The organism is Paraburkholderia sp. Ac-20342 (assembly GCF_017104985.1).
GTDB lineage: Bacteria > Pseudomonadota > Gammaproteobacteria > Burkholderiales > Burkholderiaceae > Paraburkholderia.
In genome coordinates, this window is sequence record NZ_JAAGPQ010000082.1 from 1 (window position 1) to 17074 (window position 17074).

General features: G+C 63.0%; 19 protein-coding genes. 4 read left to right on the forward strand and 15 right to left on the reverse strand.

Translation table 11 applies throughout. The annotated features are described in order from the left end of the window. Positions 1 to 635: MFS transporter (locus tag G3N58_RS26055; protein ID WP_206000572.1), on the forward strand; the 635-nt coding region annotated here is incomplete at its 5' end. 193 nt (positions 636 to 828) lie between these two features. Here the strand turns inward: G3N58_RS26055 and rhaS are convergent. The 6 genes from rhaS to G3N58_RS26085 form a co-directional block, all read right to left on the reverse strand. Next, positions 829 to 1839, reverse strand: a complete 1011-nt coding sequence (gene rhaS / locus G3N58_RS26060; protein ID WP_167041518.1) for a rhamnose ABC transporter substrate-binding protein — start codon at positions 1837 to 1839, stop codon at positions 829 to 831. A gap of 78 nt (positions 1840 to 1917) precedes the next feature. Beyond that, positions 1918 to 2967: an ABC transporter permease gene (locus G3N58_RS26065; protein ID WP_206000573.1), complete on the reverse strand. Its 1050-nt coding sequence runs from the start codon at positions 2965 to 2967 to the stop codon at positions 1918 to 1920. Then, positions 2960 to 4015 carry an ABC transporter permease gene (locus G3N58_RS26070; RefSeq protein WP_167041513.1) on the reverse strand — a complete coding sequence of 352 codons (1056 nt, stop codon included), beginning with the start codon at positions 4013 to 4015 and terminating at the stop codon, positions 2960 to 2962. Before G3N58_RS26070 ends, G3N58_RS26065 begins: the two co-directional genes overlap by 8 nt. Beyond that, positions 4012 to 5541 (reverse strand): sugar ABC transporter ATP-binding protein, encoded by a 1530-nt coding sequence (locus tag G3N58_RS26075; protein ID WP_167041510.1) that lies wholly within the window; start codon positions 5539 to 5541, stop codon positions 4012 to 4014. The genes G3N58_RS26070 and G3N58_RS26075 overlap by 4 nt, the downstream gene beginning before the upstream one ends. 135 nt (positions 5542 to 5676) lie before the next feature. Beyond that, positions 5677 to 6570 (reverse strand): amidohydrolase family protein, encoded by an 894-nt coding sequence (locus G3N58_RS26080; RefSeq protein WP_206000574.1) that lies wholly within the window; start codon positions 6568 to 6570, stop codon positions 5677 to 5679. Positions 6571 to 6663: 93 nt separating this feature from the next. After that, positions 6664 to 6981 carry an L-rhamnose mutarotase gene (locus tag G3N58_RS26085; protein ID WP_167041504.1) on the reverse strand — a complete coding sequence of 106 codons (318 nt, stop codon included), beginning with the start codon at positions 6979 to 6981 and terminating at the stop codon, positions 6664 to 6666. 143 nt (positions 6982 to 7124) lie between these two features. Here G3N58_RS26085 and G3N58_RS26090 point away from each other — a divergent pair, with 143 nt between their 5' ends. After that, entirely contained in the window at positions 7125 to 8129 is a 1005-nt protein-coding gene (locus G3N58_RS26090; RefSeq protein ID WP_206000575.1) for a LysR family transcriptional regulator, read from the forward strand. Positions 8130 to 8162: 33 nt separating this feature from the next. On the opposite strand, the gene G3N58_RS26095 is transcribed toward G3N58_RS26090, so the two are convergent. The 5 genes from G3N58_RS26095 to G3N58_RS26115 all read right to left on the reverse strand — a co-directional run bounded on the left by G3N58_RS26095 (position 8163) and on the right by G3N58_RS26115 (position 12297). Further along, complete coding sequence (locus tag G3N58_RS26095; RefSeq protein WP_167041498.1) at positions 8163 to 8945, reverse strand: SDR family NAD(P)-dependent oxidoreductase; 783 nt, start codon at positions 8943 to 8945, stop codon at positions 8163 to 8165. A gap of 57 nt (positions 8946 to 9002) precedes the next feature. Beyond that, positions 9003 to 10181, reverse strand: coding sequence for an L-rhamnonate dehydratase (rhmD, locus tag G3N58_RS26100; RefSeq protein ID WP_167283835.1), 1179 nt, complete (start codon positions 10179 to 10181; stop codon positions 9003 to 9005). Between the two features lie 78 nt (positions 10182 to 10259). Beyond that, positions 10260 to 11012, reverse strand: a complete 753-nt coding sequence (locus G3N58_RS26105) for an SDR family NAD(P)-dependent oxidoreductase (RefSeq protein ID WP_206000576.1) — start codon at positions 11010 to 11012, stop codon at positions 10260 to 10262. 317 nt (positions 11013 to 11329) lie between these two features. After that, a complete protein-coding gene (locus G3N58_RS26110) occupies positions 11330 to 11560 on the reverse strand; it encodes a hypothetical protein (RefSeq protein WP_167041489.1) in 231 nt (76 codons plus the stop codon). A 125-nt stretch (positions 11561 to 11685) separates the two neighbouring features. After that, entirely contained in the window at positions 11686 to 12297 is a 612-nt protein-coding gene (locus G3N58_RS26115) for a hypothetical protein (protein ID WP_206000577.1), read from the reverse strand. 887 nt (positions 12298 to 13184) lie between these two features. Here G3N58_RS26115 and G3N58_RS26120 point away from each other — a divergent pair. After that, a complete protein-coding gene (locus tag G3N58_RS26120; protein ID WP_167041482.1) occupies positions 13185 to 13460 on the forward strand; it encodes a hypothetical protein in 276 nt (91 codons plus the stop codon). Positions 13461 to 13610: 150 nt separating this feature from the next. On the opposite strand, the gene G3N58_RS26125 is transcribed toward G3N58_RS26120, so the two are convergent. Both G3N58_RS26125 and G3N58_RS26130 read right to left on the reverse strand, forming a co-directional pair. After that, positions 13611 to 13919: a hypothetical protein gene (locus G3N58_RS26125; protein ID WP_167041479.1), complete on the reverse strand. Its 309-nt coding sequence runs from the start codon at positions 13917 to 13919 to the stop codon at positions 13611 to 13613. A 299-nt stretch (positions 13920 to 14218) separates the two neighbouring features. Continuing rightward, on the reverse strand, positions 14219 to 14389 hold the full coding sequence (locus tag G3N58_RS26130) for a hypothetical protein (RefSeq protein ID WP_167041477.1): 171 nt from the start codon (positions 14387 to 14389) through the stop codon (positions 14219 to 14221). A 318-nt stretch (positions 14390 to 14707) separates the two neighbouring features. Between G3N58_RS26130 and G3N58_RS26135 the strand changes: the two genes are divergently transcribed. Continuing rightward, positions 14708 to 15034, forward strand: a complete 327-nt coding sequence (locus G3N58_RS26135) for an H-NS family nucleoid-associated regulatory protein (RefSeq protein WP_205989744.1) — start codon at positions 14708 to 14710, stop codon at positions 15032 to 15034. Positions 15035 to 15055: 21 nt separating this feature from the next. On the opposite strand, the gene G3N58_RS26140 is transcribed toward G3N58_RS26135, so the two are convergent. Together G3N58_RS26140 and G3N58_RS26145 are read right to left on the reverse strand one after the other, a co-directional pair. Continuing rightward, positions 15056 to 15610 (reverse strand): arsenate reductase ArsC, encoded by a 555-nt coding sequence (locus tag G3N58_RS26140; protein ID WP_206000578.1) that lies wholly within the window; start codon positions 15608 to 15610, stop codon positions 15056 to 15058. 259 nt (positions 15611 to 15869) lie between these two features. Then, on the reverse strand, positions 15870 to 16631 hold the full coding sequence (locus G3N58_RS26145) for a J domain-containing protein (RefSeq protein WP_206000579.1): 762 nt from the start codon (positions 16629 to 16631) through the stop codon (positions 15870 to 15872). Positions 16632 to 17074 lie beyond the last annotated feature (443 nt).

Consider the following 17074-nt stretch of genomic DNA (forward strand, 5'->3'; position numbering starts at 1 on the left):
TCCCCCACGCCGCGCATGAGCCCGCCGCAACGTCCACCGCACGCTTCTCGCCCTGGGTCACGCCACGCGCATGGACGCTCGGCCTCTACTTCGGCATCGTCAACGGCGGCTATACGAGTCTCGTCGCATGGCTGCCCGCGTTCTATCAGCAGCACGGCGCGAGTGTCGAGGCAAGCGGCTCACTGCTCGCGGCGATGACGCTGTTTCAGGCCATCTCGGCTTTGCTGCTGCCGCTCGCCGCGGCGCCGTTCCGCGACCGCCGGCCGTGGCTCGCGCTCGGTCTCTCCGCGCAACTGGCCGGCGTGCTGGGCCTGATCTTCTGGCCCGACGGCTCACCGCTGTTGTGGGTCGGCATGGCCGGCGCGGGACTCGGCGGCGTGTTTTCGCTGACGCTCGTCACGGCGATGGACCACTCGGCCGATCATCGCGTGGCCGGTCAACTGGTCGCATTCACGCAGGGTGTCGGTTTTATCGTCGCGGCGCTCGCGCCGCTCGTGGCCGGCATCGTGCGCGGCTGGAGCGGCGGCTTCGTTGCCGCGTGGATCATGCTCGCCGGCTGCATCGCCGCGATGATCGCGTTGACGCTGGTGTTTTCGCCACGCAGTTATACGCGCTGGCTTCGAGGGCTTCAGTAAAGCCAGCGCTTCAGGCCACCCAGCCTCCCGGTTCGAACGCGGCCGTCCACGTGCAGTTCAGACCGCAATGCAGCGTGACGTGCCGCTTTAACAGACCGTACCCGGACAGGCCGTGCGCCTCGAATCCGGTCGATGCCCGCCGCTGGCGCGTAGCCACCCTACGCGCCGAATAGAGAGCCTGCCAACACCGAACCTAGAAATTGAAGTTGTCGATATTGCTCGCGTCGAACGTGGTCGGCGGTCCGAGGATGATTTCGCCGTGCGCACCGACCGTGCGCTTGCCGAGCTTGCCGGCATCGAACGATTCGCCTTCCTTGCCGGTGATCTTGCCCGACGCGAGCGCGGCCGCCGCATAGGCGGCGAGGTAGCCGAGCTGGTTCGGGTCCCACAACTGGAACGCCTGCACGGTACCGTTCTTCACGAACGCGCGCATCTGGTTAGGTGTCCCGAGGCCCGTCACGGCCACCTTGCCCTTGCTCGACGACGACGAGATATAGCGCGCCGCCGCCGCGATTCCGACCGTGGTCGGCGCGACGATCGCCTTCAGGTTCGGATACGCCTGCAACAGACCCTGGGTTTCGACGAACGACTTCTGATCGTCGTCGTTGCCGTAGGCGATCTTCACGAGCTTGATCTTCGCGTACTCGGGCTTCTTCAGTTCTTCCTGCATCCACTTGATCCAGGTGTTCTGATTGGTCGCGTTCGGCGTGGCCGACAGAATCGCGAACTCGCCCTCGCCGCCCATCAGCTTCGATACGAGTTGCACCTGGCCCCGGCCGATGCCTTCCGCGTTCGCCTGATTCACGAACAGTTGCCGGCCCTCGGGCGCGGTGTCGGAATCGAACGTGACGACCTTGATGCCCTGGCCCATCGCCTTCTTCAGATACGGCACGACCGCGTTCGCATCGTTCGCGGCAATCACGATCGCATCCTGATGCTGCGTAATCAGCGTGTTGATGTACGAAACCTGCGACGACGCGCCCGCATCCGACGGTCCCACCACCTTGCCCACGCCGCCGAACTCCTTGATCGCGGCCATGCCGCCATCGTCGGCGATCACTTCATAGGGGTTGTTGATCTGCTTCGGCAGAAACGCGATTTTCAGGCCGCTTTTGAGGTCCGCGGCCCATGCGCCGCTGCAACTGACCGCGAGCAACGCGGCGCACAGCGCAGCCATACCGGTGTGACGTAGAGGTTTGAACATGAAGTGTCTCCTGCGTTGTTGTCGGGCATCGGAAGACCCGGGTTATCGGTCGTTGGGACTACGGAAATACGGGCACTATCAGGAAACCGAAGAAGCCGAAGCAGCCTCAGCAGTGGATGCAGCCGCGGACTTCGCGATGAAGCGCCGGTCGCGCGCCGCACGCCAACGCGCGACGAGGTTCGGTATCAGCACCGATGCGAGCAGCAGCACGCCGGTCACGATGGTCAGCGTTTCGCTCGAAACGTCGTCGAGCGTCAGCGCGTTTTTCAGCACGCCGATAATCAGCAGCGACAGCAGCACGCCGACCATCGAGCCGCGTCCGCCGAAAATGCTGACGCCGCCGAACAGCACCGCCGCGATCACCGACAGCTCGAAGCCCTCGCCGTTATCGCCGCGCGCGCTCGTAAAACGCAGCGTATAGACGATGCCGGCCAGCGCGCTGACGAGCCCCGACAGCACAAAGAGACGCAGCCGGATCTTCGCGACCTCGATGCCGGAGAACGCGGCGGCAGTCGGATTCGCACCGATCGCATAGAGGCTGCGGCCGAACGCGGTGGCTTGCAGCAGCACCGTGAACAGCACGGCCGCGACGATCACGATGACGAACGGCAACGGAATAAAGCTCGCGCCGAGCGTGTCCATGCCGAACGCCGTATAACCCGCGGGAAAATCGGCGACCGCCTGGTCGCCGAGCAGCACATACGCGAGGCCGCGAAACAAGGCGAGCGTGCCGATCGTGACCGCGAGCGAAGGCAGGTTCAGCCTGACGATCACGAGACCGTTGAGCAGCCCGGCCAATGCCCCGGCGATCAATACGAGCACGATCACGACCGGCATCGGCAAACCCATATGCCACAGCACGCCCATCAAGGCGCTGGAGGCGCCGAGCACCGATGCAACGGAAAGATCGATTTCAGCCGCGACGATGATGAGCGTCATCGGCAGCGCCATCAACGCGATCTCGGTCAGATCGGCGAGCACGTTGCTCAGGTTCGCGCCCGTCAGAAACACCGGCGAGAGCCAGCGCCCGAGCCCGAGCGACGCAATCAGCACGAGCACGAGCAAGGCTTCCCATTGCAGCGGCGTTTCGCGTTTGCGCGTGAGCAGCGCGGAATCGGGTTTAGCCATGATCGCGTTTCCTCATCATGCGTTTGGCGACGGAGCGGGCCAGCAAGGTATCGGCGGCGATCGCGGCGACGATCAGCGCGCCCTGGATCGCCTGCTCCCAGAACGGCGATACGTGCAGCACCACGAGCGCGATGCTGATGACGCCGAGCACGAGCGCGCCAAGCGTCGCGCCGAGTATCGTGCCGACGCCGCCCGTGATCGCGACGCTGCCGACCACCGCCGCCGCCACGACCTGCAATTCGATGCCCTTCGCGGTGCTCGCATCGACGGTGCCGAAGCGCGCGAGCCACAACGCGCCCGCAAAGCCCGCGATTGCGCCGGACAGCAGAAAGCCCGCCATCACGCGCCGCTCGACGTTGACACCCGCGAGCCGCGCGGCTTCCGGGTTCGAGCCGATCGCATAGTGCTCGCGGCCGCCGCGAAACTGCTTCAGATAGACCGACAGCCCCGCGAGCACGACGGCCGCGATCAGCGCGAGCGTCGGGATGCCGAGCAGCGTGCCGGTGGCGAGCCGCGAATACGCGTCGGGCAGACTGGTCGCGTTGATCTGGCCGCCATGCACCCACGCGTAGTCGGCGCCGCGAAAGATGTAGAGCGTGGAGAGCGTCGCGACGAGCGACGGCACGCGTCCCACCGCGACCAGTAGCGCGTTGATGCCACCCGCGACGAGACCGATCGCGAGCCCCGCCGCGAGCGCAACGAGCACCGGCATATGCGGAAACGCGACGTAGAGACTGCCGACCGCATATGCGCTGACGCCGACCGTCGAGCCGACCGACAGATCGATATGCCGCATCAGGATCACGACGGTCATGCCGGCCGTCAGCAGACTGATGATCGACACGTTGAGCAGCACGTCGCGCAGATTCTGCAGATTGAGGAACTGCGGCCTGGCGAGCCCGGTGCCGACGATCAGCAGGATCAGGACGACGAACAAGGTGGTTTCGCGGCTTCTCGCGATGCTTGCGACGAGGCCGCCCGATGCGCCCGACGAGCGTTTCGGCAGCGACGGCCGGACCGGCGCGGGATGAGTCGAATGGCGCATCATGCCGCACGTCCCAATGGTGAAAGACCCTGACCGAGCGCGGCGCCCATGATGCGCTCCTCGTTCGCGTCGGCGCGCGCGATCTCGGCGCTGATGCGCCCTTCGTGCATCACGAGCACGCGATCGGCCATGCCGAGCACTTCGGGCAACTCGCTCGAAATCATCAGCACGGCCATGCCGTCGCGCACGAGTTCGGCGAGCGCGCCGTACACCTCGGCTTTGGCGCCGACGTCGATGCCGCGCGTCGGCTCGTCGATGATCAGCACTTTCGGACCGGTCGCGAGCCACTTGCCGAGCACGACCTTCTGCTGATTGCCGCCCGACAGCGTGCCGACCGGCGCATGCGGATCGCCCGCTTTCAGGCGCAGGCGCGTGCCCCATCGGTTCGCGAGTTCCGTCTCGCTGCGCGTCGAAATCAGGCCGTGGCGCACGAGCCGGCCGAGCACCGTCAGCGAGGCATTGCGCGCGATGCTGAGTTCCAGGGCGAGCCCTTGCTGGCGGCGGTCTTCCGGCACGAGCGCGAGTCCCGCGCGCACCGCGGCGGCCGGCTTGCCGGTTTCGAGGCGCCGGCCCGCGAGCCACACTTCGCCGGCGTCGAGCGGATCGATACCGAAGATCGCGCGCGCGACCTCGCTGCGCCCCGCGCCGACGAGACCCGCGAGCGCGACGATCTCGCCCGCGCGCACCTCGAACGAAATGTCCTTGAACACGCCGATGCGCGTCAGCCCGCGCACCGACAGCCGCACCTCGCCCGGCGCGCAATCGGCTTTCGGATAAAGCGTTTCCAGATCGCGGCCGACCATCTTCGCGACGATCGCGTCGGTCGTCAGATCGGCGGTCAAGGCGTCGAACACTTTCGCGCCGTCGCGCATGATCGTCACGCGCTGCGTGAGCGCGAACACTTCGTCGAGCCGATGCGTGATAAAGAGGATCGCCACATCGCGTTCGCGCAGCTTGCGCACGATCGCAAAGAGGCGCTCGACTTCGGGCAGCGACAACGCGGCGGTCGGCTCGTCCATGATCAGCACGCTCGCGTTCAGCGACAACGCCTTCGCGATTTCGATCACCTGCTGATCCGCAATCGACAGACCGCGCACGAGTTGATCGGCGCGCAACTCGACGCCGAGCGATGCGAGCAGCTCGTCCACTTCGCGATGCATCGCCTCGTACTGGATGCGGCCGAAGCGGTCGACCGGCTGCCGGCCCATGAAGATGTTTTCCGCGATCGACAGATCGAAGAACAGCGTCGGTTCCTGATAGATGACCGCGAGCCCGGCATCGCGCGCTTCGGCGGGCGTTGCAAAGCGGCGCGGCGCGCCGTTCACGAGCAGTTCGCCGGCATCGGGCTGATGCACGCCGGCCAGTATCTTCACGAGCGTCGACTTGCCCGCGCCGTTCTCGCCGAGCAGCGCATGCACTTCGCCGGGCCACAGCACGAGGTCGCCGTCGGCCAGCGCGCGCACGCGGCCGAATGATTTGCTCGCATGCCGTAATTCGAGTCGCGGCACGGCGGATGAGGATTGCTGCACTGCCTGTCTCCTGAGTCTTTTTTCGCCGGGGTTTTCAGCGGGTTTTTTTGCGGATTCTTCCGCATTGCCGCCTCGCTGCTTCTGCGTTCTTTCTATGTTTTTTCTGCGTTCTTTCCGTGCCTCGTTTGTACCGCGTCAAATGCGATAGCAACGTTCCGCATTGCCGCGAAACAGCGCGTTCTTTTCAGCCTCGCTCGCATCGGCGACGATCGCCGCATACGCGCTCCACCACTCCGTATACGAACCGAACAGCCGGTCGACGGGAAAGTTCGACGCGAACATCGTGCGCTCGACGCCGAACGTATCGATCGTTTCGAGCACATAAGGCCGCAGGCTTTCGACGGTCCAGCGGTGATCGAACATCGCGAGGCCGCTGATCTTCACCGCGACGTTCGGGCAAGCCGCGAGCCTACGCATGCCCTCGCGCCACGCGCGATAACCGGCCACGCTATTGCGGTCGACGAACATGCCTGCATGGTTGACGATAAAAAGCGTGTCGGCATGCTCGCGTGCCAGTGCGGCGGCCTCTTCCATTTGAGACGGATACAGTTGCAGATCGAACGACAGATCATGCCGGCGCAGCAGCGCGAAATGCTCGCGCCATTGCGGCTCGCGCATGAAGTGGCGGCCGACGTAATCGAACAGCCTGTTGTCGTGCACGTTGAGAATCTGCCGAATGCCGCGCGTATTCGCAAACGACGCATGCGCTTCGAGCAGCGCGGGTGCGTTCGCCGCGGACAGATCGACGGCAGCGACAATCGCATTCGGCATGCCGCGCGATTCCTTGCGATCGGCAATCGACTGAAGCCAGCGCGTTTCTTCGACCGGATCGGCGGGATCGTGATTCGCCTCGACGTGCACGAGTTTGAGCACTTCGATCTCGCCCGCTTCGCCAAGCAGATCATCGAGCAGATAGTCGTGCTTCAGATCACGCGCGTCGCCGACGAACGACACGCCCGGATTGTCGAGCCACGGGTAGCGATGCGTCTTCAGGTCCCACAGATGAATATGCGAATCGACAACCTGCATGCGGCACCTTCGTCGAGTGAAAAGCGTTTCGAGGCTCGTTCGAGAGATTCGTTCCTGCGGTGCCCGGTCATAGTCACCGGCACCCGGCGGTACTCAACCGCCGAGCTGAAAAACCGGTTCGAGCCTCTGCTGAAACGGTGTGTGATCGGACTCGGTTCGCATGATGTCGGCCATGTAATCCCACCATTTGCGCATGATCGCGAGTTGCGGCAACTGGTCCATCGTGTGCTCGCTCGTGCGTGTCAGGATGGCGAAAAGATGATGCGAACCGGGATCGAAGAAAATCCTGTAGTCGCGCACGCCGGCGTGGTGCAGCGCGTCAACCAGCTCGGGCCAGATCTGCGCGTGACGCCGTTCGTATTCCTCGCGCATGCCGGGGTTGAGCACCATCCGGAAAGCGATTGTCTCCATTGCGGCCTGTCTCCACCCTACACGATGCTTGCGGTTCGTCGCTTTCTCGGGGAAGCGTATGGAACGACTATAATTCCAGCGTCGATAGCATCTCAATCCGTTGTTGGGATTGGGCGATCCACAAACCGAATCGCACCGGAACCATGAGCCAACATTCAGCCGCCGTCTCACTCGTCAACCGGCTCAAGTTCAAACACCTCGCCCTGCTCGTCGCACTCGACGACACCCGCAATCTCCATCAGGCCGCCGAGGCCGTCAACGTTGCCCAGCCTAGCGCGAGCCGCATGCTCGGCGATATCGAGGAAGCGTTCGGCTTCCTGCTCTTCGAGCGCAACGCGCGCGGCATGACGCCCACGCCGCTCGGCGTCGTCACGCTCGCCTACGCGCGGCGCGCGCTCGCCGAACTCACGCGCTTCGCCGAAGACCTCGACGTCAAACGGCGCGGCGGTCACGGGCAATTGACCGTTGGCGCGATCATGGGCGCCGCGCCCGATCTGCTGGCGATGTCGGTGGCCGTGCTGAAGACCGAAAGCCCGCTGCTCAACGTGCGCATTCTCGGCGAAACAAGCGACCAGGTCGTGCAATTGCTGCATCGCCGCGAAATAGACCTCGCACTCGGGCGTCTTACGAATCCTCTGCAGCACAACGACTTCAGTTTCGAGCCGCTCGCGCGCGAAACGCTGCTGCTCGTCGTGCGCGCCGTGCATCCGCTCGCGCGCCGCGCGCGCATTACGCTGCGCGAACTGGTCGACTGGCCGTGGGTCGCGCAGCCGGTCACGAGTCCGGCGCGCGTGTTGTTCGAGGAAGAACTCGCGCGTGAAGGGCTCGCGACGCCGGTCAATCTGACCGAATGCGCGTCGATCTTCGCGACGCTGCAATTGCTCGAAAACTACGATGCGGTGGCGATGCTGCCGGAGTCGGTCGTGCGCGATCATGTGCGCGGCGGCCTGCTCGTCGCGTTGCCGCTCGAAATCGGCAAGAGCCTCGCGGGCTTCGGCATTCTCACACGCAAGGAAGAACCGCTCGCCGAACCGGCGCTGCGTTTCATCGAACTGCTGCGCGGTTTCTCGCGCAAGCTCGCGCGTGACGAAGGCGTGTCCGTCGGCAACGCGGCCGATACACCCATTACGCCCGCCACGGTGAATTGACGCAAGCATGGCTATTGCGCTCGACTCGCGCGCTTATTGCAAATTGACGAACAGGCCGCCATCGACGAGCAGCGCCGCGCCCGTCACATAGCGCGCGCGGTCCGAGGCGAGAAACACCACGCAATCGGCGACGTCTTCAGGGCGCCCCAGGCGACCAAGCGGAATGCGCTTCTCGAAGTAGGCTTTCTTCGCTTCATCGGCAAGGTCTTCCGCGTTGAGGTCGGTTGCGATCGTACCGGGCATCACCGAATTGCAACGGATGCCGAACGGTCCAAGCGCAATCGCGCACGACTGCATCAGCGAATGCACGCCGGCCTTGGTCGGTGTGTAATGCGTCTGCATCGCGCCGCCCACCAGCGCGCTGATCGAACTCGTCGCGACGATCGCACCGCCCGTGCCCTGCTTTTTCATCTGCTGCGCGGCGGCCTGCGTGACATAAAACGCGCCGTTCAGATTGACCGCGACCGTCGCTTCGAGCACCTCGGGCGTCATGTCGAGAAACGCGTGAAACGGGCAGATGCCGGCATTGCTCGCGAGCACGTCGACCTTGCCGAATGCGTCGACCGTGCGGCGCACCAGTTGCTGGCCCGTGTCGCGCTCGGCGACGTTGCCCTCCACCGCGATCACGCGCCGCCCTAGCGCCTCGATTTCGTCGACCACTTCCGCGACGGCGGAGCGGCGGCCATACGATGCGTCGTTATCGCCCCAGTAGTTGATCGCCACGTCCGCGCCTTCGCGGGCGCAGGCCACCGCGATCGCGCGGCCGATGCCACGCGAGCCGCCGGTGACGATCACCGCTTTGTCCTTGAGCAGCACGTCATTCTCCTTTGCTTCGATTCGTCGTTTGGGGCAGGCGTAATGCGCCCAACGTGCTCAGCGTGGATAAGGCCGCACCAGCGCGCATTCCGGATTAAGCCGCACGCCGAAGCCCGGCGTGTCCGGCACCTTCATCCGGCCATTCACGGGCACGGGCTCGTCGAGCAGCAACGGGTTGAACATCGGCACGACTTCGTCGGCCTTCGGCGCCATCATCAGGAACTCGGAGAACGGCGAGTTGTGCCGCGTGACGACGAAGTGATAGCTGTACACCGACGAACCATGCGGCACCACCATCACGTTGTGCGCATCGGCGAGCGCGGAAATCTTGATCAACTCGGTAATGCCGCCGCACCAGCCCACGTCCGGCTGGATCAGATCGCAGCACTGCATCTCGAGCAGCATGCGAAAGCCCCAGCGCGTCGCCTCGTGTTCTCCGGTCGACACCATCATGCCGCGCGGCACGTTGCGGCGCAGTTCGGCGTAACCCCAGTAATCGTCAGGTGGAAGACACTCCTCGACCCATTTGAGGCCGTATTCGTGCGCGCCCTGCGCGAGCCGCGTCGCATAACGCACGTCGAGACTCATCCAGCAGTCGTACATGAGCCAGAAGTCGTCGCCGACGCGCGAACGCATGTCGGCAAGTTTTTCGAGGTTCTGCTTCAGCCCCGCTTCGCCCTCGGCGGGACCGTGCTGCAACGGCAGCTTGCCGCCGATAAAGCCCATGTTCTTCGCGAGATCGGGCCGCGCGCCGGTCGCATAGAACACCAGTTCGTCGCGCACCGGACCGCCCAATAGCTGATATACGGGCTCCTTGCGCACCTTCGCGAGCAGGTCCCACAGGGCGAGATCGACGCCGGAAATCGTGTTGAGCACGATGCCCTTGCGTCCGTAATAGAGCGTCGCGAAGTACATCTGATCCCACATCTTCTCGATGTCGGTCACGAGCTGTCCTTCGAGAAAGCGCGCGAGATGCTTCTCGACGATAAACGCGCCGATCTCGCCGCCGGTCGTCACCGCGAAGCCGACCGTGCCGTCGCTCGCCTCGATCTCGACGACCAGCGTGCCGAGCACGTTGATGCCGAACGACTGGCGGCTTTGCCGGTACTCGGGATAACGCGCCATGGGTGTCGCGATGTGGTCGTCGATCCAGTGTCCGCCGGCTTGATCGTGATAGTCCGCACCGCCGCCGCGAACGATGAAGGCACGCACGTGCCGGATGGTAGGCATGGCCATGAAGGGACTCCGTGTGGGATGCGTCAGGGCATCGTCAATGCGTGTGCGATGCGCGTTTCAGGCGGGCGCGATGCGCGCTCAATAAGTGGCGCGGCCACCCGACAGATCGAACACCGAGCCGGTGCTGAACGCGCAATCTTCCGAAGACAGCCAGAGGATTAGCGAGGCCGCTTCTTCCGGCAGCAGAAACCGGTTCATCGGAATCTTCGAGAGCATGTAGTCGATATGCTGCTGCGACATCGAATCGAAGATCTCGGTCTTCGCCGCAGCCGGCGTAACCGCATTGACGAGGATGTTTTTCGTCGCGAGTTCCTTGCCGAGCGACTTGGTCAGGCCGATCAAGCCGGCCTTGGATGCGCTGTAGTGCGAGGCATTCGGATTGCCTTCCTTGCCCGCTATCGACGCGATATTGACGATGCGGCCATAGCCCTGCCTGAGCATATGCGGCACGACCGCGCGGCAGGTCAGATAGGGGCCGATCAGGTTCACGTCGATCACGCGGCGCCACACCTCGGGCTCGAGCTCCCAGGTCGTGCCGTTGCCGCCGGTGATGCCCGCGCAATTGATCAGCACGTCGATCGAGCCGTGTTCGGCGACGGTCTGTTCCGTCGCTTTCTGGACCGCGGCTTCGTTGGTCAATTCGACCGTGACGGCGCTGACTTTGCCGAGTTCGGCCAGTTCGCGCTGGCTGCGCGCGAGACGCTCGCCGTCGAGATCCCACAACGCCACCGACGCGCCCGAGCGCAACGCCCGCTGCGCCACCGCATAACCGATGCCACGCGCGCCGCCCGTGATGACGACCGCGCGCCTCTCCAGATCGATCCGATTCATTGCCATGCTCCTGTGGGCACGCTTGGGCAGCATGCCATCGAGTTGTTGTATCGCTGCTATGCGCCTTGTTCGTGCCGACGCTTCGGTGAGGTCACCCGGCTGAGTCACTCAGTCAGGTCACTTAATCAGCTCAATATACGGGCGCTGCGATGCGCCAACAATTCGAGTATTGGAGAGGGCGATAGCAAAAGTGAATCGGGGTGGGCCGCGCGTACTTCACGAACACTTCGCGAGTACTTCATACTCGCCGGCCGCGAGGCGATGCAAGGCGAGGCGAGGCGATGGCGTAATCCTGCAAAAGCAATGTCCCGCCACCGCTAATCCGCGTCGACAAAAAGCATCGAAATATAAAGAATCGTCGACACGACGATAATGCCGACGCCGACCAGTACCCGCGTCCGGTCGAAATTGATGCCGCCGATGATGACCACGCCGATTCCCGCGATTGACGATAACGTGCCGAACGCCGCGAGGCCGACGTGAATCTTGCTGCTGATGAGCTTTCTGCGCTCGGCGTCTCCGTTAGGCTGCGATTCGTTCCGTTCCATTCGATGCTCCTTCGCGCGTTGCAATCGATCCGGATGCGGCGGCGAGCTTCATATCGAAAGACACCGCCGCCCATCCATGATGCGCTTCAACACGCATCCGCGCCTATGACGCGGATCACGCTGCGTTACCTTACCTCGGTGCCGCCTCGCGACACCGACGCGGCCACCGCCGCAACGAACACCGCGTGCACCGAGTCGCCGACCTTGATCTGATCCAGCGCGACGTCGGGCGACACGTCGAGCGTTTCCATGCGCGTCGGGCCGCGCAGCGTGATCGTGCGGTTCTTGTGATCGATCTTGCGCACCGTCGCCACGACCTCGATGCGCCGCGCCGACGCAACGACACCGTTGGCCGCCGGCTGCGTGACTTCGGTATCGACACGCTTGCGGATGCCGTTCGGCGCGAGCCTGTCGACGCCGATCAGCACTGCCTTCTTGTAGGCGATCGTCACGATATCGCCGATATGCAGCTTGCTGACGTCGGCTGCCTGCGGGTTCACCTCGAACGTGTCTTCGCCGCCTCGCGGACCGCGCAGCGTTACGCTATTCGTCGCCGGATCGATCGCGACGACTCGCGCCTCGACATGCAGCAGCGCGGCCGCGCCGACCGCCTGCGGCGCGGCCGCCGGCGCGTTTTGCTGCGCGAGCGCGGGCCCCGCCGTCGCGGCCAGCACCGCCAGTGCGATCGTCAGCGCTGTCACGCGCCCCCATCCCGAACCCGGTGTATTGCAAGCCATGCAACTCTCCTTTTGATTGCGTCGTTGGTATAGGAAAAACTCGTTATTACCGATGACGTGCTACGCACCCGCACTCGAAAAAACGGGCGGACAAAAACAACGATGTGGAAAAGAAACCGTGAATCGTGACGCGCGAAACACAATGCAATAAAGTGAACAACGCGTTGCCTTTATTCGCGAGACGAAAAAATCGCGTAACGCCGCCGCGCTTTTGCCCATGCAGCGAATAAGCGGACTTCTTCCGGATCACGGCGCGCGACGAGCCGTGCGGCTTCAGGCACGCGCTCGTGTGGGCGTCAGCGGCTGGGTCGGCGACGAGCCATAACATCTTCCTCGCGAGGATATCGATGACTGCACGATCACAGCACGGCCCGATTGATCCGGGCCAGGAAGTTGCCAATAAAAATTGGCAATGAATCGACAACGTTATGACTATTTCAAACTGTCAGGTGATGCTAACAAACGCGTAAAAGAATGGCAAGGCGAGTCACGCAACATCGCAATACACGCATTATCGAATGCATCATCTCTGCAAATTTTCGTGAAGATTTTCGTCAATCCGGATGCTGCCTCGATATCGATCGACCGATTGTTCGCATGACGATGCGAAACGAGTCATTCGTTGAGCTTCGATGCGCGGCGGCACGGCTCCTGCTCCGCGTTGCCGGGATACGTGAAAACCCTTAATGATAGGCATCGTAAGGGAATCATCGATTGCGCATCGCCAGATACAAAAAATTGTCGTCAATCATTGGAATACTGCGAGTACCGCTTTATCGGTCCGACGGAATTGCCGTCAAGCATCGCGCATGGAACTGCGAACCCGGGCATCGCGCTTGCTGCCCGCGTCGGCATCCGGCACAACACTTATTCAAAGGACATTGCACATGATTACCGCCCGCCCCTGCACCGCCGCCTGCGTGATCGACGGCCGGCTCGTCACGCTGACTTTCTACCCGGACAACGGCGTGCTGCGGATTGCCGATCCATCCGGCGCGTGTCTGCGGGAAACGCGCTGGCACGGCTCGTGGCGCGCGTTGCTCGACGAATTCCGCGGCTATAACGACATCCCGGAAACGAATGAAACGGCGCGCGGTTACGACGATATCGTCGCGCGCCTCGGCGACCCCGCCTACCCGACGCGCGACATGGCCCTCGCGTGAAAGATGAGCGAAGCGGTGCCGCTCCGCACTCGTCGCTGAAGATGCATTTAAAAACCGCTGCATTAAAAACGCATCGTTTCGCGGCACCGCGTTTCCGCACCGCTCGTCGTCAATGATTCGCCAACCGCACGCCGAGCCGCTCGCCGACCTTCACTGCCCGACATAGACCTTGCAGGGCGCCCCGGAAGCACATGAGCGACCGCCGCCCGCTTCCGATTGCCCCTCCGACGCGCCGCCATAAGACACATTGCGCACCGTCTGCGCTTCCTGCCTCGGCTGCCAGCCACGGCCGAACGACATGTCGGTGGTGGCCTGCGCCGATTCGTTCGCGTTCTGCTGCATCAGTTCGTGGCCCGACATGCCGGACCCCGGCTGCTCACCCGGTTGCGCCGCATGGGCCGTTCTCGGTGCGAGAAACAGCACGGTGCAGGCGGCAACCATCAATACGCGTACTTTCATTTCCGGACTCCTTGCATCCGGCGCAGCAGCTTTCGTCCTCCACAAGAATTGATCCGCAAAAAGCCGGCCGCCCAAGCGGGCCGAGGAACGGGTCGATGCCAATGCGCCACTGCTGCGACGGGTCATCGAACTAAACGGGTGAAGAATTGCCACACTTGCAACCGACGTCGGACACGCATTCGCGCGTCGCCGGAATCGGCCGCCGCAAGAGCGGCAGCAAGTCTGCGTTCCGCAGTTTCTGTAGTTCTTTTATAGTTCGAACGAGAGGGAATTCAATCGAGGCGGTTCCGTCGATGTGGTCAAATGTCCACACCGTTCGATAAACCGCATTTGCCGATAAAATCCGTGCAGACAAAACGTGCCTTGCGCGCGCATTGCGTTATGATGTCGTCATAACGCACAAAAAGCGGCGGCCGTGCATCGGCGAAAGTCCGGTGAAAGACGGAAAGCGTGGAATTGATCCCAGCCATTCGCACTCAATGCGTCGAGACAAGGTTTTTTCATCGCGGACACCGGGCCTACCGGCCCCGTTTGCCGCGCTGCGACATGCTGAAATATTTTCTGATCGAAACACCGGGTTTGACGGTCGATTTTTCACGCGACCGTCTTCGGCATAGGCCGTCGTATTGCAATTCAGGGAGCAACGTTTTTTAACGCGGCTCGTGGCATTCCCTTCAATCAACAACCCCACCGCGGGCCGGCCCTCTTCATTGGGCTCGATGCTTCGCAGCTATTGCCTGCTATCTGTACCGACAGAACGCCGGACGTTTTAGAAGGACGAATATCTTATGGACGAAAGGAAGCGAGATAGCATGATTGCGTATCTCCGCCATCGTATGGACGAGTTTGGCATCAAACCGGAAGACCTCGCCGCCGCACTCGCCTCCGAGTCGATGGCGAAACAGGCCGAGCGCTATCGCAGTGCGACCGGAGACAGTTGGGACGGCAACGGCGAAATGCCGCAATGGCTCAAGCAGGCCATTAGTGCCGGGCAAAGTATCGAACACTTCGAATTGTCGCCAAAGCCGGTGCCCACGCCCCAGCCGAAAAAACAGGTGGACTGGTCGAAAGATCCGTTTGCCGGAACGCCGCTCGCGCGCCAGCAAGGCCGTTGAAGCCTGGCCGCCCTGCTTGCCTCAGGGCACGATTGAAATTGCGCCGGCTTCGAAATGCGCCGCCGCGCCGCGCACCGTTTTTGTGCCGCCACTCGTTCCATTTGCATCGTGCGCAACATTCGCGGCATGCTGCGCATATTGCGGCAATTCGATAAAAGCGCTCACCTGCCGCACGATCTGCCAGAACGTCTTGTCGAAAAGACGCGCCTGCTCGTCATCGGATACGTTGCCGCCCGCGAGCGGATCGGCGATCGCCCAGTCGAGAAATAACGGCTCGCCGGGAAATACCGGCGCATGAAGTCCGCTGACCGAAGCGTCGAGCGCGATCACGACATCCATGCGCGGCGCCCATTCTCCAGTGAATTCGAGCCAGCTTTTCGGACTCAGCATCGCGCGCCCGGAAATGCCGGGCCGCAATTGCGCCAGCGCCAGCGGATGAATTCGCGCAGCCGGCTCGGGGCCCGCGCTGAATGCTTCGAACCGGTGTCCCGCCAGTTCTCGCAGTAAAGCTTCGGCAATGATGCCGCGAATCGAATTGTCCCGACAAAGAAACAGCACCTTATATTTTCTGGTCACGCCGATCCCGTACCCATGTTTTCTATTGGCCCCTGAGCGGCATTTTGCCGCCCCTGTCTTGCGCCCCCGTGACACGACGGCGTCTCCACTTTTTGCGCCACGGGAATTCGTACTGGCATCGATTCACGGGCACTGAGCACAACGCACTGCCAAACATTGCGCAGTGTACCAGTGAGCGATACGTCTTACATTATCCTGTCAATATTCGATGAATCACGCGGCACTCGCGCCATCGTACCGCACCGGCGCGATGCGTCGTTCAGAAGCGCAGGCCGTGCAGAAACTGCAACCAGAGATTGCTGAGCGTGCTGGCTGGGTGTATCCCGCTCGCGGGTTCGTCGTGCTTCACATCCTGTCTCGCATCGTGCTGCGCGTCGCCTGAGTGATCTGCGCCGCCGGATCGATGCGCGTCGTGATCGGTGGCCTGATTCGTCTGCGCTGTGCCGGTCTCCGCCGTGGCTTCAGGTGAATCGTCTGCGCCAGCTTCGGCCTTCGTGCGCGCGCTCTGCGCGGCCGCTTTCGCCTGCTTCTTCGCATCTTTCGTTTTTTGCGCGGCTTGCGCTTCCTCTCTGCGCGCCGTCTGCAACGCAGCCACGCTGTCCGCAATCTGCGCGGCACGCTGCGGCTCGCATTGACGGCCGAGCAACACGCCGAACAGCACGTCGCGATTGTGCCCTTCGTCGGCGAAGCGCATCGCGAGCGACACCATCTCTGCGTACGCCGCTTCGTCGGCCGCGCGCGCCGCCGCTTCGCACTTCGCCTGGGCCCGTTGACGGCGCGCAAGCTGCGCTTCGAACGCGCGCATCTGCTCGGCGTAAACGGCGTCGTAGACCTTGCGCTGTTCGGCGTCGGAAAGAATCGCGTACGCGTCCTTGATCTCCTGGAACGCGGCGCGCGCCGTGTCTTCGGCGCCATGATTGCGGTCGGGATGCCACTTCATCGCGGCTTTCCGGTAGGCCCGCTTGATTTCTTCGTCGCTGGCGTGCGCATGCACGCCGAGCGTGTCGTACAGGGTTGCCATGCTTTGCTCGATCTCGCCGGTCATTGACCGGGCCATCGTAGCATGCGAAAAACGGCGTCACCGTGAAGCGGCCGCGCCCCGCGACCGGGCGCGCGGGAACAGCGGCAAAAATCGCGAAAAACCCGCAAAAAAAGGCCTCGCCACCGATGTAGCGAGGCCGAGTCCCATGTCGAAGGAGATGCCATGGAGGAGACGAATCCATCATAAGCGCCATGCGGTGCGGGCCCAACCAATGGTTCGCCATATGCTTATCGGCCGCGCCTTCACGTGCATTGCAGCGCGCCGGCCATCGCGCGGTTATATCGTTAGAACAAAAAGTCGCTTAGCGGCGCGGCTCGGCGTCATTAAGATGACACTTCAAAGTCCGGTTCGCCGGCCGGCTCTCGCGCAGTCCGCCTGAACCGCATCATGAACCGCGCCATCCGCCGCTACCGAAGGAGCAT

What these genes read in the sequence shown, in the direction of transcription:
- rhaS (WP_167041518.1), bottom strand. Translation starts at nt 1,839, where the DNA reads ATGTTCAAACCTCTACGTCACACCGGTATGGCTGCGCTGTGCGCCGCG.
- G3N58_RS26065 (WP_206000573.1), bottom strand. Translation starts at nt 2,967, where the DNA reads ATGGCTAAACCCGATTCCGCGCTGCTCACGCGCAAACGCGAAACGCCG.
- G3N58_RS26070 (WP_167041513.1), bottom strand. Translation starts at nt 4,015, where the DNA reads ATGATGCGCCATTCGACTCATCCCGCGCCGGTCCGGCCGTCGCTGCCG.
- G3N58_RS26080 (WP_206000574.1), bottom strand. Translation starts at nt 6,570, where the DNA reads ATGCAGGTTGTCGATTCGCATATTCATCTGTGGGACCTGAAGACGCAT.
- G3N58_RS26085 (WP_167041504.1), bottom strand. Translation starts at nt 6,981, where the DNA reads ATGGAGACAATCGCTTTCCGGATGGTGCTCAACCCCGGCATGCGCGAG.
- G3N58_RS26090 (WP_206000575.1), top strand. Translation starts at nt 7,125, where the DNA reads ATGAGCCAACATTCAGCCGCCGTCTCACTCGTCAACCGGCTCAAGTTC.
- rhmD (WP_167283835.1), bottom strand. Translation starts at nt 10,181, where the DNA reads ATGGCCATGCCTACCATCCGGCACGTGCGTGCCTTCATCGTTCGCGGC.
- G3N58_RS26105 (WP_206000576.1), bottom strand. Translation starts at nt 11,012, where the DNA reads ATGAATCGGATCGATCTGGAGAGGCGCGCGGTCGTCATCACGGGCGGC.
- G3N58_RS26110 (WP_167041489.1), bottom strand. Translation starts at nt 11,560, where the DNA reads ATGGAACGGAACGAATCGCAGCCTAACGGAGACGCCGAGCGCAGAAAG.
- G3N58_RS26115 (WP_206000577.1), bottom strand. Translation starts at nt 12,297, where the DNA reads ATGGCTTGCAATACACCGGGTTCGGGATGGGGGCGCGTGACAGCGCTG.
- G3N58_RS26120 (WP_167041482.1), top strand. Translation starts at nt 13,185, where the DNA reads ATGATTACCGCCCGCCCCTGCACCGCCGCCTGCGTGATCGACGGCCGG.
- G3N58_RS26125 (WP_167041479.1), bottom strand. Translation starts at nt 13,919, where the DNA reads ATGAAAGTACGCGTATTGATGGTTGCCGCCTGCACCGTGCTGTTTCTC.
- G3N58_RS26130 (WP_167041477.1), bottom strand. Translation starts at nt 14,389, where the DNA reads ATGGCTGGGATCAATTCCACGCTTTCCGTCTTTCACCGGACTTTCGCC.
- G3N58_RS26135 (WP_205989744.1), top strand. Translation starts at nt 14,708, where the DNA reads ATGGACGAAAGGAAGCGAGATAGCATGATTGCGTATCTCCGCCATCGT.
- G3N58_RS26145 (WP_206000579.1), bottom strand. Translation starts at nt 16,631, where the DNA reads ATGGCAACCCTGTACGACACGCTCGGCGTGCATGCGCACGCCAGCGAC.